Here is a 22229-nt window from a genome sequence, read left to right on the forward strand (position 1 = left end):
CGGCCGACCGCGACGAAGCGGCCGTCCTTGATCGCGACGGAGGTCGCGACGGGGTTCGTGCGGTCGAGGGTCGTGAATCTTCCGTTATGGAGGATCAGATCCGGTTGGGTCCCGGTTGCGGTCATGTGCATCACCTCGCTTCGATCAGAAGCCAAAGAGCTGTTTGAGGGTGGGGATGGCCTGCACGCCGATCACCATGCCGAGCAACCCGACCAGTGCAATCAGCGGCGGCGCGGGAGAGCGGACCTTGATTGCGCTGTAGATGACACCGATCAGCACGCCCGCACCAAGGGAAACCAGATAAGGTTCCATACGATCAATCTCCCGGACAAGTTGAAATGCAGGCCCTATGTCCTGGCAAACGCCGGACGGACGGCATCGTGAATCGTTCACGATCTGCCGTCCGCGTCGACGCATCGCCGAGGCGGCGCGTCCGGATCGGACACGCCGCTTCGGCATCGACAGTCGTGAGCTGTCCGCGCTTACTTCGCCGGGACGGCCGGGATCGACTCGTGCGGCGTCGCGGTGCGCTGCGCAGCCTTGTGGACCATCGTGTACGCGTAGTCGACGCCCATGCCGTACGCGCCCGAATGTTCCTTCGCGATCGCCATCACGGCGTCGTACGTCTCGCGGTGCGCCCAGTCGCGCTGCCATTCGAGCAGCACTTGCTGCCAGGTGACCGGCACGACGCCCGCCTGCACCATCCGCTGCATCGCGAAGTCGTGCGCGGCCTGCGTCGTGCCACCCGATGCGTCGGCGACCATGTAGATCTCGTAGTCGCCTTCGAGCATCGCGCAGAGCGCGAACGTCGTGTTGCAGACTTCCGTCCACAGGCCCGACACGACCACCTTCTTGCGGCCGTTCGCGGCCAGCGCGTCGCGCACCTTCTGGTCGTCCCACGAGTTCATCGACGTGCGTTCCAGCGTCTTCTGGTTCGGGAACACGTCGAGCAGTTCGGGATAGGTGTGACCCGAGAAGCTGGTGCTTTCGACGGTCGTGATCGTGGTCGGGATGTTGAATACCTTCGCGGCCTTCGCGAGACCGACGACGTTGTTCTTCAGCGTCTGGCGATCGATCGACTGAACGCCGAACGCCATCTGCGGCTGCTGGTCGATGAAGATCAGCTGGCTGTTGTGCGGAGTAAGTACTTCAAGCTTCGGGTTGCTCATGGCGGTGATGTCCTTTGACGCGGAGAAAAATAAGGCTCGCCTCGCCGACGAATCCGCGAGGCGTCCGATGCGCTGTGTCGGGAGGTTCGACAGCCGGCCCGCATCATTCAATACGCAAATTCTCGATCACGCCAATTAATCGTTCTGATTCTCGTGACCCTCGACATTCAGTCTTAAGAGATCTGAATTTGGTTGAATCGACACGTGACGAACGCACGGACCTGATAGGCTGAACCGAGACTTTCGGATCGACGCCAGATCGGTAGTTATCCAGATTTTTCACCCGGCCGTCACTCCATTCCAATTCCATGAAACCGTACACTGCTTCGCTTTTCGCCGGCATGCTCGCCGGCATCGTCTACGCGCTGATCGGCGTGCAATCGCCGGCGCCGCCGACCGTCGCCCTGATTGGCCTGCTGGGCATTCTGGTCGGCGAACAGATTCTTCCCGTCGCGCGGCGGATGGTCGGCGGAATCCGCCTCGGAACCGCGTGGAGCGACGCGAAGTGCAGTCAGCACATGTTCGGCGCGCTGCCTGGCGCGCACGCGTCCGACGCTGCCGCGAAGCGCCGCGAATCCACGCCGACCTGACCGGCATGCGTTGACCGGATGCGGCAATGCCGCGTCGGACGATCAATCGCCCCGACCCGTATTGGATTCAGTGCCGCTTGACGCTAACATGACAGCCCGATGCCCTTTCCCCCGTGGAATTCGCCATGAAGCTGTCCTTCGAAGCGCTCGAAGCACTGGACGCGATCGACCGCACCGGTACGTTCGCCGAAGCCGCGGAACTGCTGCACCGCGTACCGTCCGCGCTGACTTACCTCGTACAAAAGCTCGAGAGCGACCTCGACGTCGCCTTGTTCGACCGAAGCGGGCGCCGGGCGCGGCTCACGCACGCGGGCCGCGTCGTCGTCGAGGAAGGCCGTCGGCTTCTGCATGCCGCCGAACAGCTCGAACGCAAGGCGCAGCGCGCGCAGCAAGGCTGGGAAACCGAGGTCCGCATCTGCGTCGACGAGATCCTGCCCTTCGAGGCGATGTGGCCGTACGTGCATGCGTTCTACGGTCTCGAGATGGACACGCGGCTGCGACTCTCCACCGAAGTGCTCGGCGGCACCTGGGATGCGCTGATTTCGCGCCGCGCCGATCTGGTCGTCGGCGCGTCGGGGGAACCGCCGGAGCTGCCCGACATCGTGACGCGGCCGATCGGCACGCTCAGGCACGTGTTCGCGGTCGCTCCCGACCATCCGCTCGCGGCGCTGCCGGAGCCGCTGTCGATGGCGTCGGTCGTCGAGCATCGCGGCGCGGTGATCTCCGATACCTCCCGCGAACTGCAGCCGCGTTCGGTCGCCGTCGATGCCGGGCAACCGTATCTCGCGGTGCCGACGCTCGCCGCGAAACTGGCCGCGCAATGCGAAGGACTCGCGGTGGGCACGCTCCCGGACTGCATCGCGGCACGCGCGATCGCGCAGGGCAGGCTCGTCGCGCGTCAGGTGACCGGCATGCGCGACACGACCCATTGCTACATCGCGTGGCGCGGCGACGAAGCCGGACGCGCACTGCACTGGTGGGTCGAGCAACTCGATCGCCACGACCTCGTCGACCGGTTCACCACGCTTGCCTGATTCCCCGGCCGAACGCCATGAAACCGCGTCAACCGAACGCATCGTGCAGGCGCTTCATCTCCTTCTCGAGCCACTCGATCAGATTGAACGACGCGTGAGCCTTCGCGGCCGGCGGGATCAGCATCCGCTCCTCGGTCGCGATGTGCTCGGTCAGCGATTCGCACATCAGCCGTCCCAGTTCAGGCTTCCTGGCGATCAGCGGCGACAGGTCGCGGCTGCTCAATTGATACGCCGTCACGGTGGTCACCGCGTAGACGCTCGCATGAAGCCGCGTGCCGGCGAGCACGACGGACTGGCCGATCGCGTCGCCGGGCGCCATGCGCCTGACCTCCATGTCGCCGGCCGCGCCCGGCACGAACACCGACGCGACACCGCTGCCGACGATGGTCAGCAGCCGCGCACCGGCATTCGACGCGTAGATCACCTCGCCCTTGTGGAACACGCGCGACGCCAGCGCGTCGGCCAGCACTGCCAGATCCGCGTCGTCGAGCTGCCGGAATAGTTCGACCGCACGCAACAGGCGCTGCCCGCGCGAAACCGGACGATGCTCCGCGATGGCCCCGGCAAGCGGGCGCAACGCGACGTCCGCGGCGGCCAGGTGCCGATGGGTCAGATCGTAGAGGCGGTTGCGGACCTCGATCTTCTTCTGCAGCGTGTCGACGTAACAGATGAGCTCGTATTCGATCGAGTTGGTCCTGAACGCCTTGACGACCGAGACCGGCGCGGGGCGCGTCAGCACGTCGAGCGAACTGGCGGCGGCACGATCCAGCGCGTCGACGACCACGGCGGGCCGCACGCCGGGATCGATCTCGATCGTCAGCGTCACGCCGTGCACGCTCGCGGGCTCGCTCAGGTTGACGATCGTCGCCTTGGCCGCCGCGCTGTTCGGCACGACGACCAGATTGCCGAGGCCGTTGATCATCTTGGTCGCGCGCCAGTTGCTTTCGACGATGCGACCTTCGAGCTCGCCGATCGACACCGTGTCGCCGAGGCGAAACGGCTGCGTGGTATTCAGGACCAGGCCCGAGAACACGTCGTTCAGCGTGTTCTGGAGCGCGAGGCCGAGGATGACCGCCACGGCGCCCGACGTCGCGACCACCCCGCTCAGCGGCAACCCGAGGACGTAGCCCAACGCCGCGACGGCCGCGGCACCGAACACGGCGCCCGCCGCGATGTCATGAAACAGCCGCTGGTTGCGCCACGCACGCGGCAGCAGCAGATGATCGAGCATCAGAGTGAACACAAGCGCGCACTGCAGCCACCACGCAACGGCGATCGCCTGAATCGCAAGGCGGTCGAGGCGGTCGGGCGACGACGGCACCGCGAGCGGGCTCACGCCGGTCGAGAACAGCGCATAAGTCAACGCGGCGAACGACGCGCAGCGCCAGATCGCCTTCGTCGTCGAACGGCCGGCCCCAAGCAGCCGCCACGCAATCAGGTCGGCAAGAACGATCGGCGCGCCGTAGGCGACCGTGTCGGACAGGTTCGGCATGCTGGAATGGGCTGAGGGTGCGCTTCGCGACGGGCGGGGACCCTGCGCCGGCAGTCAGTGGCGTCGCGACAGCGATGAGCGGACAGTCCCCGCGCATGCAATGTAGACGCGCCGGCCGGCCAGGTCCTGTATTCGGTCTGAAATGTTCTGAATGTGCCGTCGGCACACGGGTGCTACGCGTCGCGCGGCGACACCTCGGCCTCGCCCGCCTCGAACCCGAGCGCATGCACGGCCGACCATGCGTCGTGCGCGATCTGCGTCGGCCGCGACGTATGGGCGAGCGCGGCCGCATACGCGGCCAGCAGCCGCACGCGCGCGTCGGCGTGCTCCGGTGTGTCGTCGAGATCGCGCATCGCGTCGAGCGCCGTGCGCGCCCGTTCGCGACATTCGTCCACGAGCGACAGGTCGAACAGGCACGGAACCGCGACCGCCGCCAGCGCGATGCCGACCTGCACGTCGCCATTCGGCGAAAACGCCCAGTCGAGCGCCGCGCACAGATTGCCGAGCTCGCGCCGGATCACGTCGAGCCGCGATTCCGCGAGCTGCCCGTCGTCGTCGCCGGGCGCAAGCCGGAACAGCGTGTGAAAGTAGTTCGCATGCGCGAGCGCCGCGGCCGCGCACTCGCCGTTGTTCTCGAGCTGCTGCAGCGCATAGGCGCGCGTCGTCGTCAGCAACCGGTAGCGCGGCGTGCCGTGCGCGCTCTCCAGGCTCAGCAGCGATTTGGACACGAGACCGGCGATCGTATCGAGCAGGTCCGCGCCGGCCAGTCCCTTCGTGCCGACGATCGCCCGTACCGCGTCGATCGAGAAACCGTCCCGGAACACGCCGAGCCAGCGCAACAGCAGGCGTTCCGCGTCGCCGAGCAGGCGGTAGCTCCAGTCATACATCGCCTGCAGCGTCTGATGACGCGGCAACGCCGTGCGAAAACCGCCGGTCAGCAACCGGAAATGGTCGTCGAGATGCGCGGCGAGCACGTCGATGCCGAGCACGGCCGCGCGGGCCGCGGCCAGTTCGATCGCGAGCGGCAGGCCGTCGAGGCGCCGGCAGACCGACGCCATCAGCGCCAGGCTGCGTTCGTCGAGCGGAAAGCGCGGATCGGCGGCGCGGGCGCGCGCCGAAAACAGCTGCACGGCGCTCGCGCCCACGATCTCGCGTTCGTCCGCGCCCGCGTCGGGCACCTCGAGCGGCAGAACCGGACACAGCCGCTCTCCCTGGATGCGCAGCGCCTCTCGGCTCGTCGCAAGCACGCGAAGGCCGGCATCGGCCTCGGTCAGCGCGGTCGCGATCCGCGCCGCGGCGTCGAGCAGATGTTCGCAATTGTCGAGCACCAGCAACATCCGCCGATGTGCGACGCTGGCGAGTACCGCCTCGAGCGTCAGCGATCCCGCCGGCTGCGCAAGCTCGAACGCGCCGGCCAGCGCGTCGGGAACGAACTGCGGACACGCAACCGTCGCAAGCGACACGAACGCCGCCCCGTCCGGAAAGCTCGCTTCGGCGCGCATGGCTGCTTCGAGCGCGACTCGCGTTTTGCCGATCCCGCCGGCGCCGACCAGCGTCACGACGCGTGCGGTGTCGAGCGCGGCCAGGACCTCGGCAACCGTCTGTTCCCGGCCGATGAGTTCCGTCGGCGCCTGCGCCAGCCGCGACGTCGCGGGGCGCAAGGGTGCCGCGCGCTCGGCTTGTCCGCCGACCAGCCGGTAGCCGCGCCCCGGCACCGTGACGATCAGGTTCCGGTCGCCGGCCAGCGCCTTGCGCAACGCGGCGACATGCACCTGCAGGTTGTTTTCCTCCACGACCGTGTGCGGCCACACGCGCTGCATGATCTCGTCCTTCGACACCAATGCACCGTTCGCCCGAATCAGGAGTTCGAGAATTTCGAATGCGCGGCTGCCGATTCTCAGCAGTTTGCCGTTCGATCGAATTTCACGTCTGTCGAGAAAGACGTGAAGCGTTCCAATCCGGATCATGTGAATTCTTAATCGTTTTCCATTCGTCGATGCCCTGTCAGAAATGACACCGCTACCGTGGCAATGCTACGGCATTCGCTTCGAACAATGATTCAAATTATCAGAACCCAATGGACAAATTTTTTGAATCGATGAGAACCAGGAACGCGTACCACGTGCCGGCATTTACTGTCGCACCCGCGCAGGATCGCGCATCACGGCGTCCGGCAGCATCGCCAATAAGCGAAACAGCGATTCACCGATGAATCATTTTCGGGCGACAAAACCCCATCATTCCGAATTCGCTTTGGCCGCCCGCCGTTTGCCGTGGCGAATTGAATGAATCGCATTAATGTTCCGGAAAAACGTGATTCGCGGCATTCTGGCGAAACCGATGCCCGTTCCGGCGGCCGGGCGATTCTTCCTTTCAGAATGATTCCGGCCGCGCTCGAGACATTCAGCGGCGCGGCGCGAGACGATGGGCACCGAGTTCGTCCTTCGGCATTCACCCTTGCATGACGCCCCTGACCGTATTGCTCGGCGCCGGCATCGAGACGGATCTCTTCGCGCGTCGTTTCGACGAGGTGAGCCGCGCCGAACGCAACGAGATCGCGAACGCGTGGCCGCGTGGCCCGTGTTTCAAGGAGCTGTTCCCCGAGGCACGCGCTGCGGGCACCGCGCATCGCCCCGAGACCGCGTTCGGCAACGTGTGCACCGACCCGACGCGCTCGAGCGTTGCGACCCGGACTATCGTCGGACGAATTTCCGCGGCCTGCTGCTTGGGTCTCAATGGGCGGACTGAGCACGGCCGGCCGTGCCCGCTACGCCGCCGTCCTCCACCGTCGCGTCATGCGCGGACGAACGCCAGCAGTTCGTCGTTCAACCGTTGCCCGTGCGTCAGATACAGCGCGTGCGGGCCGCCCTCGTAGACGCTCAGCGTCGCGTTCGGCACGCGCCGCGCGGTAGCGGCCCCCGTCAGGGACAGCGGCGCCGTCTGATCGTCGTCGCCGTGAATCACGAGCGTCGGGACATCGAAGCGGTCGAGATCCGTCCTGAAATCGGTTTCCGAGAATGCGCCGACGCAATCGAGCGTTCCCTTCAACCCTGCCTGCAGCGCCATGAAGGACGTCCAGTCGAGCGCGGCGCGCGAGATCGCGGAAGCCGCGCGGTTCGATCCGGTAAACAACGGCCAGAAGCTTTCGAAGAATGCCGCGCGGTCCGCCACGATGCCCGCGCGAATGCCGTCGAACACGGCGACGTCGACGCCGTCCGGATGGTCGTCGCGGCGCACGACCAGCGGCGTCACCGCGCCGATCAGCACGGCCTTCGCGACGTGGCGCGTGCCGTGCCGGCCGATGTAGCGGGCCACTTCGCCGCCGCCCATCGAAAAGCCGACGAGCGTCACGTCGCGCAGCCCGAGGGTGTCGATCAGCGTCGCGAGATCGTCCGCGAGCGTGTCGTAGTCGTATCCCGTCCACGGCTGGCCGGACCGTCCGAACCCGCGCCGGTCGTATGCGATGGCGCGAAAGCCGTTCGACGCGAGATGATGCATCTGGACGTCCCACATGTCCGCATTCAGCGGCCAGCCGTGAATGAACACGACGGGACGCCCCGCGCCCCAGTCCTTGTAGTGAATCGAAACGCCGTCTCGTGTCGTGAACGTGCTCATGCTGATTCCTCGAGTGTCAAGGGGCCGCGGCCGCCGGCCGCGGTCACGAACGGGACAGCTTGACGATGAACCGGTCCAGCTCGGCCGCGAGGATCACCTCCCGATAGTTCGCGGGACGCTTGGCGCCGCGCCACTGCGGCTTGTAGATCGCGTCGCCGGGACGAATCGTCGTGCCGGTCAGCGCGCAGCGCCCGAGGGCGCGCGACTTGGCGCTGATCCAGCGCTGCTCGTCGTAGCGACATCGCGTCGGATCGCTCCACGATATCAACACCGACGAATCGGTCTGTCGCTCGACCGCGACGATCGCGCATCGGCGGCGCGAATCGCCGCTCGAGGCGGGTGGCGCCTCGTCACGATGGCGGCGGCGCGCGGCGTCCGCGTCGCGAAGCTGCAACAACGCACTGCGACTCACCGCGGGCGACGGGTCGAGCAGTGTCATCACGTGTTCCCAGCGAGTGAAGGCGTTCATGGCAACGTATCCAGGCAAATGGCGACGGGCCGGACGTGTCACACCGGGCGCATCGCGATGCGTCATCCGCCGCCGCGAACTGGCACGCTCCGCGACACGATGACCTGACGTTGACGATAGCGGGCCGACGCTAAAGAGTCTTGATGCCGGGCTTAATTTTTCTGACCGATGCGGTCACGCGCCGCGCGCCGCCACTCCGTTCAAGACAATTCAGCGCGATTTCAGTACAGGACGCGCGGCCGCGCGATAGGCTCCTGTCCGCATTCGTTCGCTACGTTGCGCGCCCGCGGGCGCGAACGCGAACGCATGCCGGCTGCCGGCGCGATCGCCGCAGGCGGGCAGATCCGACCCAACCAACCAGCGCGGCACCGTTCCACCGCACGTTCAAGGAGTTCCCATGCGTCCCGCAGATAACGACGCCGTTCCCTCGGCGCGTCGCCGAGACATGTTGCTGGCCGGCGCGACCGCCGTTGCCGCCGCCACGCTGCCGGCCGCCGCTGCCGCCGCGCCCAAACACGCCGCTTCCGCCCATCAAGGAGCCCATGCGATGAACACGATCACCACGAAAGACGGTACGCAGATTTACTTCAAGGACTGGGGCAGCGGCCGCCCGGTCGTCTTCTCGCACGGCTGGCCGCTGTGCGCCGATGCATGGGACGCGCAGATGCTGTTCCTCGTGCAGCACGGCTTCCGCGTGATCGCGCACGACCGGCGCGGTCACGGCCGCTCGAGCCAGCCGTCGCAGGGCAACGACATGGACACGTATGCGGACGATCTCGCGGCGCTGATGAATGCGCTGGACCTGCGCGAAGCCACGCTCGTCGGCCATTCCACCGGCGGCGGCGAAGTCGCGCACTACATCGGGCGCCACGGCACGAAGCGCGTGTCGAAGGCCGTGCTGATCGGCGCGGTGCCGCCGCAAATGGTGAAATCGGCGTCCAACCCGGGCGGCCTGCCGATGGAGGTATTCGACGGCATCCGCAAGAACGTCGCCGAGAACCGTTCGCAGTTCTACAAGGATCTCGCCGTGCCGTTCTTCGGCTACAACCGCCCGAACGCCAAGGCGTCGCAAGGCACGATCGACGCATTCTGGGCGCAAGGCATGATGGGCGGCGTGCACGGCCAGTATCTGTGCATCAAGGAATTCTCCGAGATCGACTACACCGAGGACCTGAAGAAAATCGACGTCCCGACGCTGATCCTGCACGGCGACGACGACCAGATCGTGCCGATCGACGATTCGGCGCGGTTGTCCGCGAAGATCGTGAAGCACGCGCAGCTGAAGGTGATTCCCGGCGGATCGCACGGGATGTGCGTCGTCAATGCCGATCTGATCAATGCCGAACTGCTCGCGTTCCTGAAGGCATAAGCGTCGCGGCACGGCGCGTCCGGCCGTTGCGCCGGCGCGCTTCAGCAAGATTCAGGATTTTTCAGGCCGGCACCATCTCGTTGCGGCGAGCGCGATCGCCAAGATCGTCGCTGCGCGATGGCGGGTGCTTACGGTGCGCGCGCCGGCCTGAGCAGCATGCCGATCATCACCCCTGCAACCGCAACCGCCATCGCGACCCGGAAGTTGTCGGCCAGCGCGAGCGTGGTCGCCTGGACCCGGACCGCCCGGTCGAGCAGCGCATAGGCCGCCTGGTCGCCTGCCGCGAAGGTGGCGCCGTGCGACACGAGCGACGCCGCGCCGGCCCGCAGGCGGTCGAGCGTTTGCGGATCCGACAGCGTGACATGCAGACCGACGAGATTCGAATGGGTAGCTTCCATGATGCGCTGGATCACCGCGATCGACGTCGTGCCGAGCTGCCCGCTCAGCAGGCGCGTCGTCTGCACGACGGCGCCGAACGTCAGCGCGTGCTCGGCCGTCACGTGCTTGCCGAAGAAGTAGATGACCGACGTGAGCGCCATCGTCTGCCCGAGCGCCTGGAGCAACTGCGACGGGATGAAGTCGGGTTCGGCCCAGGCGGACGTGAGACGCGCGCCGAGCGCGAACGCAACCGCCACCATCAGGAAGCCGGCCACGATCATCCGACGCGGATCGACACGCTGCAGCAGCCACGCGACGCATGGCGCGAACAGCAGTTGCGGAATCGCGATCCAGCGCAGCGTATCGCCGATCTGCAGCGGACGCAGCCCGTAGGTGCTCGCGAGAAACACCGACGGGATGAAGCTCGTGTTGAGCACGGTGAAGCGCACGAGGCCGACGAGCACGATCAGCCATGCGATGTTGGGCCGCGCGAGGTAGCCGAGATCGATCCCGGCCCGCCGGGACGTGAGCTCGTGAATCAGGAATGCGGCAACCATCAGGATACCGATGCACAGCAGCGCGACGATCAACGGCGACTGGAACCAGAACAGCCGTTCGCCCTGGTCGAGCGCGATGCACAGGCACGTGAATCCGCCGGCGCCGAGCAGCATGCCGCGCGCGTCCATACCGGACGCGAAACGCTTGATCGGCTCGTTCGACAGCGACAGCAGCAGGCAGACGATGAACGGAAGCGTCAGCAGCGCGTTTTGCCAGAACAGCCAGCGCCAGCTCAAATGTTCGCTGTACCAACCTTCGAGCGTCGCAGACAGGTTCAGCGACATCTCGAGGTTCATCGCATACGCGGCGATGCCGAACGGAATGAGCCGCGGCGGCAGTGTGCGGACGACGAAGCCGACGGTCAGCGGCACGAACACGCCGGACGCGAAGCCGGCGAGGCTCTGGAACACGATGAACGTGCCGAAGTTCGTGCACAGCGGCAGCATGCTTTCGACGACGAGAAACACCGACGCGCCCGCCAGCAGCACGCGGCGCGTGCCGAACACGAAGGCCGCCGCGATCGCGAGCGGGCCGACGAACATCTGCGATGCGGTGAACCGATGATCGCGCCGAGCAGCACGGACGCGATCGCGGCGATCGAGCGAAACGTCGGTACGTCAGCGGCCGGCGCGGCGGCCGGCCCCGGTGTCGCGCCGCCGGGGGCGAACGTGGTGTTCATCGTCGAGTGATTTCCACACATGAGGCTCGCGCAAGCATAGCGCGATGCGAGAAAAAACGTCTGTTCGATGGAGTATCCCGACCGTGACCCAGAACCCGCCGGACGCACCGTCCCCGCCCGCCGCGCGCTCACGCAAGTGGCCGATCGTCCTGATCGCCGGTTGCGCGCTGCTGCTCGTCGCGCTGCTCGTCTACGAATTCGATGCGCATGAGCGCGGCACCGACGACGCCTACGTGACGGGCCACCTGCACGTGATCTCGCCGCGCGTGGCGGGCACGGTCGAGCGCGTGCTGGTGGACGACAACCGGTTCGTGCACGCGGGCGAACCGCTCGTCCGCCTCGACCCGCGCAACTTCGACGTGCGCGTCGCGCTGCAGCGGGCGCGCGTCGCGCAGGCACACGCCGATGCGAGCCGCGCGATGGCGCTGGTCGAGCAGGCCGAGGCGACGCGCGTGTCGGCGCATGCGGACGCCGAGAAGGCCGAACTCGATTACGCCCGCGCGCGCGAGCTGACCCGCGAAACGCCGCGCGGGTTGTCTCAGCAGGAATTCGATGCCGCCAATGCGGCACGCACGTCCGCCCGCGCGCGCGTCGCCGCGGCCGACGCGCAGCAGCGCGGCGCGCAGGCCGCGTGGCAGGCCGCCGCCGCCGTGTCGAACCAGAACGACGCCGAGCTGCGCGACGCGGAGCTTCAGTTGCAATACACGACGGTCGTCGCGCCGTCGGACGGCTACGTCGGCAAGAAGACCGTCGAGACCGGCGAGCACGTCGCACCGGGCCAGGCGCTGCTGACGCTCGTCGAGCCGCACCCGTGGGTGGTCGCGAATTTCCGCGAGACCCAGCTGCGGCACGTGCGCACCGGCGACGTCGTGCAGTTGCGCTTCGACGCGCTGCCGGACCGGACCTTCAGCGGACACGTCGACAGCCTGTCGCCCGCGACCGGCGGGCAGTTTGCCCTGTTGCCGCCCGACAACGCGACCGGCAACTTCACGAAGGTCACGCAGCGGGTGCCCGTCAAGATCCTGCTCGACGGCCAGGCATCGAGCGAGCCGCGCATCCGGCCCGGCCTGTCGGTCGTCGTCACGCTGCAGCGCGAGCGCACGCGACCATGATCCGCATCGCCGCCCTGTTCGCCGCCGGCCTGCTCAGCGCGTGCACGATCGCGCCGCGGCCGCTCGCGCCCGTACCGGTCGGATCCGACCGGTTTCGCCACACGGATGCGGCGCACGAATCCGGGCCGCCGCTCGCGGAGTGGCCCACGTGGTTCGGTGCGCCACCGCTCGTCACGCTCGTCGATGCCGCGCTCGACGGCAATCCCGACATCCGCGCCGCCACGGCGCGCGTCGATCAGGCGCAGGCGCTGCTCGGCGTGCGCGAAGCCGCGTTGGCGCCCACGGCCGGCGTGGCGCCGTCGTTCAGCCGCGCGCGCGTGTCGGGCACAGTCGACAACGCATTGCCGAAACGCACGATGCACAACTGGTCGGTGCCGTTCAACGCGAGCTACGAAGTCGATCTGTGGGGGCGCCTGCGCGGCGACGCCGAGATCGGCCGGCAGAACGTGCTGCAGGCGGATGCCGATCGCGCGGCGGTGCGCCTGCGCGTCGCGACCGACGTCGCGGCCGACTACCTGACGCTCCATTTCGTCGAACAGGATCTCGCGACGCTCGCGCGCGCGATCCAGCTGCGGCGCACCGCGCTCGACGTGATCGCCGCGCGCGTGCGGGCCGGCGCGGCGAGCGATCTCGACGCGCTGCGCGCATCGGCCGACCTCGATACGGCACGCGCCGATCTCGCCGACAGCAAGCGGCTGCGCGAAAATCTCGTCGACGCGCTCGCCGTGCTGACCGGCGTGTCGCCGACCGCATTCGCCGTCGCGCCGACCGCATCGGCCATTCGCGTCCCGGACGTGCCGCCCGGCCTGCCGTCCACCCTGCTCGCGCAACGGCCTGACGTCTATGCGGCCGCGCGCCGTGTCGACGCGGCATCGCTCGACATCGGCGTCGCCCGCACCGCGTGGCTGCCGACCTTGACGCTGACCGCGCAGGGCGGTTTCGCCAGCCGCGATCTCGGCACGTTTCTCGATCGCAACAGTTCGTTGTGGGGACTCGGCGCGAGCATCGCCGAAACGCTGCTCGACGGCGGCAAGCGCGACGCCGAGGTGGCCGCCGCGACGGCGGGCGCCGACGTCGCCGACGCGAACTATCGCGCGACCGCGCTCGGTGCGCTGCGCGAGGTTCAGGACGCGCTCGACGACATCGCCGCGCAGAAGGAGCGAATCGTGCGCTACGACGGCGCGGCCCGCGCCACCGAGGCGGCGGCGCGGTTGTCGCTGAGCCGTTATGCGCACGGCTACGTCAGCTATCTGGAAGTCATCGACGCGGATCGCGATGCATTGAGCGCGCGGCGCCAGTTGATTCACAGCCGCCAGGCGCTCGCGATCGCGACGATCGGTCTCGTGCGCGCGCTGGGCGGCGGGTGGACGCCGCCGGCGTCGGCCTCGGCGGGCGACACGCATCGCGCCGGGCCGATCTGAAAATGCCTGAACGTGCGTTCCGCCGTCGCTGGAACGGCGTCAGGTATTTTCACGCCGCTCTTAAGCTTGGCTAACTTTTTTGCGGTGTTCCGCGCAGGTGCGCCGCATCCATCGCTCCCATACGCATTCGGCGAAGCGGTGACGTCTCATGGATCGCCTTCGACGGCGGGTACGCCAATGCCGTCGCGTCGAACACCCCGGCGCGCCCGCTCAGTCGCCCGCGCCGGCCGGACGCACACCGAGCGCCTCGGCCTGGCGCACGAGATCCGGCAGTGTGCGGACCTGCATCTTCTTCATCACCTGCGCACGATGCACCTTCACCGTGATTTCCTGCAGCCCGAGATTCGACGCGATCTGCTTGTTCATCAGGCCCGCGATCACGTGGCTCATGACCTCGCGTTCGCGCGGCGTCAACGATGCATAAGCCTGCCGCACCGCATCCAGCGCGCGCTCGCGAACGAGGCGTTCGCCGTCGCGGGCCAGTGCACGGCCTACCGCATCGAGCATCGTCTCGTCGTCGAACGGCTTCGTCAGGAAATCGAGCGCGCCGCCCTTCATGGCCTTCACGGTGGTCGGTACGTCGCCGTAGCCCGTCATGAACAGGATCGGCACGTTCAGGCCCGCGCGCACCGCTTGCTCCTGAACGGCGAGCCCGCTCTCGTCGGCCAGGCGCACGTCGAGGATCAGGCAGCTCGGCGCGTCGGGCCGCTCGAAGGCGAGGAACGCGCGCGACGTCGCGAACGTCTCGACGCGAAATCCCGCCGAGCGCAACAGCGCGCTCAGTGCGCGCCGCAGCGTATCGTCGTCGTCGACCACATAGACGATCGGCGCGGGATCGCCCGCACCGTGGTTACGGTTCGAAGTCATATCCGGCGTGCTCGCCATCGCATTCCCTGTGTAGTCATCCGCTTCATTATCGAATGATAAACCGAGAAAAATCCGGGCGGTTACGCCTGAACGCGCAACGTGACGGCCGGCGGGCCGTTCACGTGGGCGGTGCGCCGGATGCGATCCGATCGATCAGGTCGAGCATGTCGTCAGATGGAAACGGCTTGCGCAGGAACGCGACCGCGCCTTGCGCGAGCGCCCGGCGGACCGACTCGTCGTCGCCGTGCGCCGACATCAGGATGACCGGCAGCGCCGCGTTGCGCCGCGCCAGCAGGCGCTGGACGTCGAGACCGCCCATCCCTTTCATCTTCAGGTCGAGCAGCACGCACGCCGCGTCGTCCAGCGGGCCGGTCGCGAGGAATTCCTCGCCCGACGCGAACGGCAATGCGGTATGGCCCGCCGATTTCAGCAGGCTGGCAAGACTCTTTCGGACCGACGCATCGTCATCGATGATGCAAACAAGGGCCATGAAATAAGAACCAGAAAATTGGGTCAATCGAGAACATCGCCGTGCGGCACGCGGCTCACTCCCACGATCCGGCAAGCAGCATGGGTTGCGCCGACGCCTCGACCGGCGCCGGGTGCGGCGTGTCCGCGAGCGTGTCGGCAGCAAACGATGCGCACCGCGCATGGAGGCGCCCGGCTTCGCCCGATTCCGCCAGTTTCTCGAGCGCATACGCGCGCACGACCTCGAGCAACGAGTAATGCTTCGACAGCCCGATCGAGTGGACGACCAGAAGCGATTTCGATGCAAGGCCGACGAGCGCGTCCAGCACCTCCTCCGCGCCCTGTTCGTCGCAGGCGGCGAGCGCGCAGGCCGCATCGAGCCGGAACGCATCCGGAAACACGGCGAGACGGCACAGCACGGTGCGCTCCATATCGTCGAGCAGCCGGTAACTCCACTCGATGGTGGCCCTGAGGGTCTGCTGGCGCGGGTGGGCCGTGCGCAGGCCGCCGGACAGCGACAGCACGGACTTGTCGAGATCCGCCGCCAGCCCCTGGATGCCGAGCGACGCGACACGGGCCGCCCCGAGTTCGAGCGCGAGCGGCAGGCCGCTCAGGCGGCGGCAGATGGTTGCGATCGCGTCGAGGGTTTTCGCATCTGCCGGAAGGTCCGTGCCCATCGCGCGCGCACGCGCCAGGAACATCCGGACCGCGCCGCTCGCGGCGATATCGCCGGCGTTCGCGCCGGCCGGCGGCACCGACAGCGGACCGACGCGATAGACCCGCTCGCCCGCCACACGCAAGGGCTCCCGGCTCGTCACGACGAGTATCGCGCCAGGATTCGTATCCGCGATCGCTTCGCTCAGATCCGCCAGATCGTCGACGTACGGCTCGGCGTTGTCGAACAGCAGCACGACGCGCCGCTCGCCGATCGCCCGCACGACATCGGCGGGCCGCGCGGATGCACCGCGCGGCAGGTCGAGCGCGCCCAGCACCGCGGACGCCGGAGTCGCGCCGACCTGCAGGCCGGCCAGATCGACCCGGACCATCTCGATCCCGCGCGCCGCCGACCAGGCCGTCGCGACCTCCAGCGCCAGATGCGTCTTGCCGACGCCGCCGGGGCCAACCAGCGTGACGAGCGCCTCGCACTCCAGCAGCGCGTGCAGTTCGGCCGCTTCCGTCTCACGACCAATCATCGGGCATTTGCGCGGCGCGGCGCCCGCGCGGGCCGCGCCCGCCGATTCGAACGCGACCGGCGGACGATCGGCCTGTGCGTGGTCGGCCGGCGGTGCGAGCCGGTAGCCGCGACCCGATTCGGTCCGGATCCACCCGTGCTTGCCGCCGAACAGCTTGCGCAGCGTCGAGATGTGGACTTGGATGTTGTTCTCGACCACGATCGTGTGCGGCCACACGGCCTGCATGATCTCGTCCTTCGATACGAGCCGGCCGGCCGCCTTCACCAGCAGTTCGAGGATCTCGAATGCCCGGGCGCCGACGTACCGGGGCTGCCCGTCGACGCAAACCTCGCGGCATTCAAGGGAAACCGTCACCTGCCCGAACGTGTACATGATCCGCACTCGCTTATGCTGCGTGGCACCTTGCGCCGCCTCGCGAGACGACGCGCTTCTGGGTTGCCCGTCCGGCCGTGCCAATGCATGCCGGAAGGCTTGACCGTATCGTAGGTCGCAACCGGCGCCGCGAACATTATCCATAGGTTTAGTCCGGCATGGACCGGTCGGCGGGGCGCAGGAGGCCTGCAAAATCCGCCGGGCTGACGGACAATGCACGGGTCGCCGCCCGGACGCGCGCGACCCGAGCCCGGCCGATCCCGCATCGCGAGCCGTTTCCGACCTGCTCCACCCAGCCTGCCCCAACCGTGAATCAGCCCTTGCGTGACCCGGACGACTTGAATCGAATGGATGCCGACTGGCTCGCGCGCGCCCGCCTGTCGAACGTGGTGCGCTCGGGCGACGTCCTGACGTTCGACCTGACCGACGCCGCAACGGGGGATGTGTGGTCGGCGTGCCAGACCGGCTGGGTATCCGATCAGCGCTGCCGGCAGTTCGAGCAGGAATACACATTGGCCGGGCTCCTGGAACCGGCGCGGGCGCTCGCGCCGACGGCGCTGATCCGTGCGGCCGACGGCCCGGTGCTCGTCTATCCGCGCCTGGACGTGCGTGCGTTCGACACGCTGACGGACGGGCAACTGCCGCTCGACGTCTTCCTCGAAACCGCGATCGGCGCCGCACGCGCGCTCGGCGAACTGCATCGGCACGGCTGGCTGCACGGCGATCTCCAGCCGGCCAGTTTCGTCATCGCACCGGACGGCACGGTCATGCTCCGCGCGTTCGCCCATGCCCGGGAGCGCGGCACGAAAAAAGCGGCGGCGGGCACGATGCGCACGGATTTCGCCGCATACGCGGCGCCGGAAGTGTCGGAAGGCGCATCCGTCGACGAGCGCGCCGACCTGTACGCGTTCGGCATCACGCTGTTCCGCCTGCTGACCGGCGCGATGCCTTACAAGGCCGCGTCGACGTCCGACTGGGTCCACGCGCACGTGGCGATACAACCGTCGCCGCCCACGGCATTTCGCGCCGACGTCCCCGTCATCCTGAACGATCTGATCCTGAAGCTGATCGCCAAGGAGCCCGCCGATCGCTACCCGTCCTGTGAAACGGTGCAGCACGATCTCGAACGGATCCTGCATGACTGGCGGGCAGCGGGCCACGTCGAACCGTTCGCGCTCGGCGGCCGCGATCCGTTCGCCGGTCTGCACGCGCCCGACCTGCCGGTCGGTCGTGACGCGGAGATCCGCCTGCTCGAGGCGACCCTGGAAGCCGTCACGCGCACCGGCGAGACGGCCGTCGTCCTGATCGACGGGCCGGCCGGCGTCGGCAAGACCGCGCTTGCCGAACACTTCATCCGCCATGCGCGCGCGGCATCCGGCACGGCCTGGTGCACGTCGGCCAAGGTCGATCAGTTCCAGCCCGCACGGCCGTATGCGCCCGTGCTGCAGGCGTTGCGCGCGCTGTTCGGCAGCGCGCTGGCCAGGCGCGACGACGAAATCGCGGTGATCGCCGCGCGGCTGCGCGAGCGCGTGGGCCGGCAGGCCAGCATCCTCTCCGCGATCTTCCCGGAAACCGCGTGGCTCCTCGATGTCGAGCCCGTCGCGTTCGACCATACCGATGCGATTCCGGCAGGTCATCTATGCCAGATCGTCGTGAATGCATTCCGCGCGTTCGCGGCGCCGGCCGAACCGCTCGTCATGACGCTGGACGACATCCAGTGGGCCGATGACGCGACGCTCGCGTTTCTCGCATCGATCATGCTCGATCCGCCGGCGCATTGCTGCATCGTCGCCGGTTACCGGAGCGGGCCGTCGCACGACTACCCGCCGGCGTTCCGTCGCTTCCTCCAGCAGATCGATCGCGGCCGCCGGTCGTCGTTGACGCTGGCGCCGCTCGGCGCGCCCGACGTCACGCGCATGCTGTCCGGCATGCTCGGGGAAGCGCCGGGCCGACTGTCCGGGCTCGGCGACATCGTGCATCGCAGGACGGGCGGCAATCCCTTCCACATCCAGCAGCTGCTGCGCACGCTGATCGACGAGCAACTGCTCGGCTACGATCCGGTGCTGCAAACGTGGCAATGGAGCGCGGGCGACATCGACGCGCACCACCAGACCGAGAATGTCGTGAGCCTGCTGGCGATCCGGATGCAGCGCTTGCCGCATGAATCGAGAACGCTGCTGGCGCTGATGGCCTGTATCGGCATCGACACCGACGAAGCGCTGTTGCGCGCCGCCGCCGGCAAAACGCTGGCCGAACTCCGCTTCTGGCTGGACCCGGCGCGCCAGATGGGCCTCGTGTCGCTCTCCGGCGACCGCTGGCGCTTCGTTCACGACCGCATCCTCGAGGCGGTCTACGCGCTCACGGGGAGCCCGGAGCGCGCGCTGCGCCACGCGCGGATCGCCGCCGCGATGCTGGCACGCGCGAACGCGCCGTCGCCCGAATCCTTGCTGGCACTGGCTGCCCAGATCGAACTGGCGAAAGACGTGCCGCTCGACGACGCGCTCGCGCTCGCGTTCGCGGGCGCGCTGACCGACGCCGCGGCGGCCGCCGCCACGGCCGCCGCGCGCGATCGCGCGTTGTCGTTGCTGGCGCTGGCGCAATCGTTGCTCGGCCCGCATGCGTGGTCGCGACACTACGGTCTCGCAAGCCGGATCGGCATACTGCGCGGCGGCCTGCTGCTCGCGATCGGCGAAACCGCGCAGGCGTCCGACGCGATCGACATGCTCATGGCGCGGACGCGCACGCCCGCCGACCGGGCTGAGGCGCATCGGCTGAAGGCCGCGCAGCTCACGGTCGAGTCGCACTACCGGCAAGCCATCGACGTCGCGCTGGCCGGGCTGGCGCTGCTCGGCGTCGAGCTGCCCGCCGAGCCGGCCGAGGCCGATCTCGCGGCGGCCTGCGAGGCCGTGCACACGGCGCTCGACGGCCGCGCCATCGCCGATCTGGTCGACCTGCCCGTGATGACCGACACGCGCGTCGAAGCCGCGATGGCGCTGCTGACCGCGCTCGAAGCCGCGATGTTCTATCCGAGCGGCGGGCTGATGCTGCTGCATTTCGCGACGATGGTGCGGCTGACGCTGCGCCACGGCGTCACCGCCGCGTCGGTGCAGGGGCTCGCGTGGTATGGCGTCAGCATCGCCGAGCATCACGACGCGTATGAGGACGGCTTCGAATTCGCCAAGGTCGCGCTCGCGCTGGTCGACCGCCACGGCTTCGAGCGCTATCGCTCCGCCACGCTGATCGCGCTCGACCAGGTGAGCGTCTGGACGCAGCCGCTGTCCTATGCACTCGAACGCGCACGCGATGCGAAAGCCGCGGGCAATGCGAGCGCCGAGCTGCGCTGGATGTGCTACAGCTGCAACCACATCGTCAGCGATCTGCTGTCGATGGGTGAAGCGCTGCCCGCGATCCGCGACGAAATCGACCCGCTGCTGGAAATCGCGCGCGGCACGCACTACGACGACATCGTCGACCTCGTCTCCACCCAATCGGAATTCATCGACGCGCTGCAGTTCGGCCAGGACCGTCGGATCGGCACGTGGCGGGCCCGCGCGTCGACCCGGACCCCGATGTCGGTCCTGGCGTTCTGGACCGACGTGCTCGTCGGCCAGGCTGCGTTCATCTTCGGCGATGCGGCGACGGCACGCGAATCGCTCGAAGCGGCCGCATCGAGTGCGTGGTCGACGCCCGCGCACATCATGCTTGCCGATTTCCACCTGTTCAGCGTGCTGGCCGGCCTCGCGGCCGACGACGGCGCAACGCCGCCCAATCGCCTGCTCGAGCGCTTCGCGCCGCAGCGTGCCAGGTTCGCGGCGTGGAGCGAGCGAAATCCGGGTACGTTTCTCAACAAGCTTGCGCTGATCGACGCCGAATTCGCGCGCGTGCGCGGCGAGCAAGTCACCGCAATGCAGCAGTACGAAACATCGGCCGGCCTCGCGGCGGAACGCGGTTTCGTGCACGAACAGGCGCTCGCGCACGAACGGGCCGCGGAGCATGCCGCATCGCTCGGGCTCGCCGGCCATGCCCGCCATCAGTTGCGGCTCGCCCATGCGTGCTACCGGCGCTGGGGCGCGACCGGCAAGACCCTGGCGATGGAAGCGCGGCATCCGTTCCTCGTGATGGATCCGTCGCCGGGTGGCCCGGCAGCGCCCGCGTGCGAGGATCTCGATTTCGCGCTCGCGATGCGCGTGGCCCACTCGCTGTCCGAGGAAATCGTGCTGGAGCGCCTGATCCAGACGCTGATGCGCAACATGCTCGTGTACGCCGGCGCACGCCATGGCCTGCTGCTGCTCGCCCGGCGCGACCGGCTGACCATCGAGGCGGTGGCGCGCATCGCGGGCAGCGACGTGATCGTCGACATCGCCCGCAGCGAGCCGACCGAACAGGACGTGCCGCTGTCGATCCTGAACACCGTCGCGCGGACCCGCAAGCCGATCGTGCTCGCGAATGCGCAGCGCGACGGCGTTCCCGACCACGTCGACAGCCTGCGCGCGCACCCGACGCGCTCGTTGTTCTGCCTGCCGCTATTGAAACAGGGCGCGCTGATCGGCGTGCTGTATCTCGAGAATGCACTGAGCAACGGCGTGTTCTCGCCGCGGCGCATCGCGATGCTGGAAGTGCTCGCACCGCAGGCTGCCAACGCGCTCGAATCCGCGCGGCTCTACGCGGAACTGATCGACGAGAACGCCCGCCGGGTCGAGACCGAGGCCGAGCTGCGGCACGCGCGCACCGAACTCGCGCGCACCGCGCACATGACGGTGATGGGCGAACTGGCCGCATCGATCGCGCACGAGATCAATCAGCCGCTGACGAGCATCGTGTCGAGCGTCGGCGCGTGCCTGCGCTGGTTGCGCGGCCCGCAACCCGACCTCGGCGAGGCGCTCGCGAGTCTCGAGGACATCCGTGCGTCCGGCGTGCGTGCGGCCGACATCGTCCGCGCGTTGCGATCGCTCGCGCGCCAGGCACCGCCCGCGCTTGCGCCCGTCGCGATCGACGACCTGATTCGCGACATGCTGCGTCTCACCGAGACGGAAATCGACGCGAAGCATGTGGTGCTGCGCGTCGACCTGCACTGCGCAGGCGTGCACGCGATGGCCGACCGCACCCAGATCCAGCAGGTGATCCTGAACCTCGTCACCAATGCACTCGACGCGATGGACGGACTCATCGCGCCGCGCGAACTCGAGATCACATCGCAGGTCGGCGACGGCCACGCGGTCGTCTGCATCGCCGATCGCGGCGCCGGCATCGACGCGGACATCGCGAACCAGATCTTCGACCCGTTCTTCACGACGAAATCGCACGGCATGGGGATGGGCCTCGCGATCTGCCGCTCGATCATCGAAGCGCATGGCGGCACGCTCGAGGCCGCGCCACGCGACGGGCACGGTACCGTCATGACGTTCCGGCTGCCGGTGTCTACGCCGCGCTGATACCAGCGGCA

18 protein-coding genes are annotated in these 22229 nt (G+C 68.1%); 8 read left to right on the top strand and 10 right to left on the bottom strand.

Translation table 11 applies throughout. The features are described 5' to 3' along the window. Nucleotides 1-144: 144 nt before the first annotated feature. Complete coding sequence (locus ACV22W_RS24720) at nucleotides 145-312, bottom strand: DUF1427 family protein (RefSeq protein ID WP_059534375.1); 168 nt, start codon at nucleotides 310-312, stop codon at nucleotides 145-147. A 170-nt stretch (nucleotides 313-482) separates the two neighbouring features. Further along, nucleotides 483-1169, bottom strand: a complete 687-nt coding sequence (locus tag ACV22W_RS24725) for a hydrolase (protein ID WP_175911383.1) — start codon at nucleotides 1167-1169, stop codon at nucleotides 483-485. Between the two features lie 308 nt (nucleotides 1170-1477). Between ACV22W_RS24725 and ACV22W_RS24730 the strand changes: the two genes are divergently transcribed. Then, nucleotides 1478-1759, top strand: a complete 282-nt coding sequence (locus tag ACV22W_RS24730) for a XapX domain-containing protein (protein ID WP_059534379.1) — start codon at nucleotides 1478-1480, stop codon at nucleotides 1757-1759. Nucleotides 1760-1884: 125 nt separating this feature from the next. Then, a complete protein-coding gene (locus ACV22W_RS24735; protein WP_448022253.1) occupies nucleotides 1885-2793 on the top strand; it encodes a LysR family transcriptional regulator in 909 nt (302 codons plus the stop codon). Nucleotides 2794-2821: 28 nt separating this feature from the next. On the opposite strand, the gene ACV22W_RS24740 is transcribed toward ACV22W_RS24735, so the two are convergent. Both ACV22W_RS24740 and ACV22W_RS24745 read right to left on the bottom strand, forming a co-directional pair. Continuing rightward, entirely contained in the window at nucleotides 2822-4285 is a 1464-nt protein-coding gene (locus ACV22W_RS24740) for a mechanosensitive ion channel domain-containing protein (RefSeq protein WP_448022254.1), read from the bottom strand. 173 nt (nucleotides 4286-4458) lie between these two features. Further along, a complete protein-coding gene (locus tag ACV22W_RS24745; protein ID WP_448022255.1) occupies nucleotides 4459-6252 on the bottom strand; it encodes an ATP-binding protein in 1794 nt (597 codons plus the stop codon). Between the two features lie 318 nt (nucleotides 6253-6570). Here ACV22W_RS24745 and ACV22W_RS24750 point away from each other — a divergent pair, with 318 nt between their 5' ends. After that, the gene (locus ACV22W_RS24750; RefSeq protein ID WP_448022256.1) at nucleotides 6571-6750 is read left to right on the top strand and encodes a hypothetical protein; all 180 of its coding nucleotides are present in this window, start codon (nucleotides 6571-6573) and stop codon (nucleotides 6748-6750) included. Nucleotides 6751-7078: 328 nt separating this feature from the next. Here ACV22W_RS24750 and ACV22W_RS24755 read toward each other — a convergent pair whose 3' ends face one another. Further along, on the bottom strand, nucleotides 7079-7900 hold the full coding sequence (locus tag ACV22W_RS24755) for an alpha/beta fold hydrolase (protein WP_448022257.1): 822 nt from the start codon (nucleotides 7898-7900) through the stop codon (nucleotides 7079-7081). Between the two features lie 43 nt (nucleotides 7901-7943). Further along, on the bottom strand, nucleotides 7944-8369 hold the full coding sequence (locus ACV22W_RS24760; RefSeq protein ID WP_448022258.1) for a DUF3331 domain-containing protein: 426 nt from the start codon (nucleotides 8367-8369) through the stop codon (nucleotides 7944-7946). A gap of 547 nt (nucleotides 8370-8916) precedes the next feature. Between ACV22W_RS24760 and ACV22W_RS24765 the strand changes: the two genes are divergently transcribed. Next, a complete protein-coding gene (locus tag ACV22W_RS24765) occupies nucleotides 8917-9738 on the top strand; it encodes an alpha/beta fold hydrolase (RefSeq protein WP_448022259.1) in 822 nt (273 codons plus the stop codon). 128 nt (nucleotides 9739-9866) lie between these two features. On the opposite strand, the gene ACV22W_RS24770 is transcribed toward ACV22W_RS24765, so the two are convergent. Then, on the bottom strand, nucleotides 9867-11216 hold the full coding sequence (locus ACV22W_RS24770; RefSeq protein ID WP_448022260.1) for an MFS transporter: 1350 nt from the start codon (nucleotides 11214-11216) through the stop codon (nucleotides 9867-9869). Nucleotides 11217-11234: 18 nt separating this feature from the next. Between ACV22W_RS24770 and ACV22W_RS24775 the strand changes: the two genes are divergently transcribed. The 3 genes from ACV22W_RS24775 to ACV22W_RS24785 are packed head-to-tail and all read left to right on the top strand — an operon-like array spanning nucleotide 11235 to nucleotide 13886. Further along, nucleotides 11235-11363, top strand: a complete 129-nt coding sequence (locus tag ACV22W_RS24775) for a hypothetical protein (protein WP_448022261.1) — start codon at nucleotides 11235-11237, stop codon at nucleotides 11361-11363. A 34-nt stretch (nucleotides 11364-11397) separates the two neighbouring features. Beyond that, the gene (locus tag ACV22W_RS24780) at nucleotides 11398-12465 is read left to right on the top strand and encodes an HlyD family secretion protein (RefSeq protein ID WP_448022262.1); all 1068 of its coding nucleotides are present in this window, start codon (nucleotides 11398-11400) and stop codon (nucleotides 12463-12465) included. Beyond that, nucleotides 12462-13886, top strand: a complete 1425-nt coding sequence (locus ACV22W_RS24785; RefSeq protein ID WP_448022263.1) for an efflux transporter outer membrane subunit — start codon at nucleotides 12462-12464, stop codon at nucleotides 13884-13886. Before ACV22W_RS24780 ends, ACV22W_RS24785 begins: the two co-directional genes overlap by 4 nt. A 210-nt stretch (nucleotides 13887-14096) precedes the next feature. On the opposite strand, the gene ACV22W_RS24790 is transcribed toward ACV22W_RS24785, so the two are convergent. The 3 genes from ACV22W_RS24790 to ACV22W_RS24800 form a co-directional block, all read right to left on the bottom strand. After that, on the bottom strand, nucleotides 14097-14753 hold the full coding sequence (locus tag ACV22W_RS24790) for a response regulator transcription factor (RefSeq protein ID WP_448022264.1): 657 nt from the start codon (nucleotides 14751-14753) through the stop codon (nucleotides 14097-14099). A gap of 118 nt (nucleotides 14754-14871) precedes the next feature. Further along, a complete protein-coding gene (locus ACV22W_RS24795) occupies nucleotides 14872-15243 on the bottom strand; it encodes a response regulator transcription factor (RefSeq protein WP_448022265.1) in 372 nt (123 codons plus the stop codon). Nucleotides 15244-15298: 55 nt separating this feature from the next. Beyond that, nucleotides 15299-16786, bottom strand: coding sequence for a winged helix-turn-helix domain-containing protein (locus tag ACV22W_RS24800; RefSeq protein ID WP_448022266.1), 1488 nt, complete (start codon nucleotides 16784-16786; stop codon nucleotides 15299-15301). Nucleotides 16787-17133: 347 nt separating this feature from the next. On the opposite strand from ACV22W_RS24800, the gene ACV22W_RS24805 reads away from it, so the two are divergent. Beyond that, a complete protein-coding gene (locus ACV22W_RS24805) occupies nucleotides 17134-22218 on the top strand; it encodes a trifunctional serine/threonine-protein kinase/ATP-binding protein/sensor histidine kinase (protein WP_448022267.1) in 5085 nt (1694 codons plus the stop codon). Nucleotides 22219-22229 lie beyond the last annotated feature (11 nt).

It is taken from the genome of Burkholderia sp. AW49-1 (assembly GCF_053427845.1).

What these genes read in the sequence shown, in the direction of transcription:
- ACV22W_RS24720 (WP_059534375.1), bottom strand. Translation starts at nt 312, where the DNA reads ATGGAACCTTATCTGGTTTCCCTTGGTGCGGGCGTGCTGATCGGTGTC.
- ACV22W_RS24725 (WP_175911383.1), bottom strand. Translation starts at nt 1,169, where the DNA reads ATGAGCAACCCGAAGCTTGAAGTACTTACTCCGCACAACAGCCAGCTG.
- ACV22W_RS24730 (WP_059534379.1), top strand. Translation starts at nt 1,478, where the DNA reads ATGAAACCGTACACTGCTTCGCTTTTCGCCGGCATGCTCGCCGGCATC.
- ACV22W_RS24735 (WP_448022253.1), top strand. Translation starts at nt 1,885, where the DNA reads ATGAAGCTGTCCTTCGAAGCGCTCGAAGCACTGGACGCGATCGACCGC.
- ACV22W_RS24740 (WP_448022254.1), bottom strand. Translation starts at nt 4,285, where the DNA reads ATGCCGAACCTGTCCGACACGGTCGCCTACGGCGCGCCGATCGTTCTT.
- ACV22W_RS24745 (WP_448022255.1), bottom strand. Translation starts at nt 6,252, where the DNA reads ATGATCCGGATTGGAACGCTTCACGTCTTTCTCGACAGACGTGAAATT.
- ACV22W_RS24750 (WP_448022256.1), top strand. Translation starts at nt 6,571, where the DNA reads ATGAATCGCATTAATGTTCCGGAAAAACGTGATTCGCGGCATTCTGGC.
- ACV22W_RS24755 (WP_448022257.1), bottom strand. Translation starts at nt 7,900, where the DNA reads ATGAGCACGTTCACGACACGAGACGGCGTTTCGATTCACTACAAGGAC.
- ACV22W_RS24760 (WP_448022258.1), bottom strand. Translation starts at nt 8,369, where the DNA reads ATGAACGCCTTCACTCGCTGGGAACACGTGATGACACTGCTCGACCCG.
- ACV22W_RS24765 (WP_448022259.1), top strand. Translation starts at nt 8,917, where the DNA reads ATGAACACGATCACCACGAAAGACGGTACGCAGATTTACTTCAAGGAC.
- ACV22W_RS24770 (WP_448022260.1), bottom strand. Translation starts at nt 11,216, where the DNA reads ATGTTCGTCGGCCCGCTCGCGATCGCGGCGGCCTTCGTGTTCGGCACG.
- ACV22W_RS24775 (WP_448022261.1), top strand. Translation starts at nt 11,235, where the DNA reads ATGATCGCGCCGAGCAGCACGGACGCGATCGCGGCGATCGAGCGAAAC.
- ACV22W_RS24780 (WP_448022262.1), top strand. Translation starts at nt 11,398, where the DNA reads ATGCGAGAAAAAACGTCTGTTCGATGGAGTATCCCGACCGTGACCCAG.
- ACV22W_RS24785 (WP_448022263.1), top strand. Translation starts at nt 12,462, where the DNA reads ATGATCCGCATCGCCGCCCTGTTCGCCGCCGGCCTGCTCAGCGCGTGC.
- ACV22W_RS24790 (WP_448022264.1), bottom strand. Translation starts at nt 14,753, where the DNA reads ATGACTTCGAACCGTAACCACGGTGCGGGCGATCCCGCGCCGATCGTC.
- ACV22W_RS24795 (WP_448022265.1), bottom strand. Translation starts at nt 15,243, where the DNA reads ATGGCCCTTGTTTGCATCATCGATGACGATGCGTCGGTCCGAAAGAGT.
- ACV22W_RS24800 (WP_448022266.1), bottom strand. Translation starts at nt 16,786, where the DNA reads ATGTACACGTTCGGGCAGGTGACGGTTTCCCTTGAATGCCGCGAGGTT.
- ACV22W_RS24805 (WP_448022267.1), top strand. Translation starts at nt 17,134, where the DNA reads ATGGATGCCGACTGGCTCGCGCGCGCCCGCCTGTCGAACGTGGTGCGC.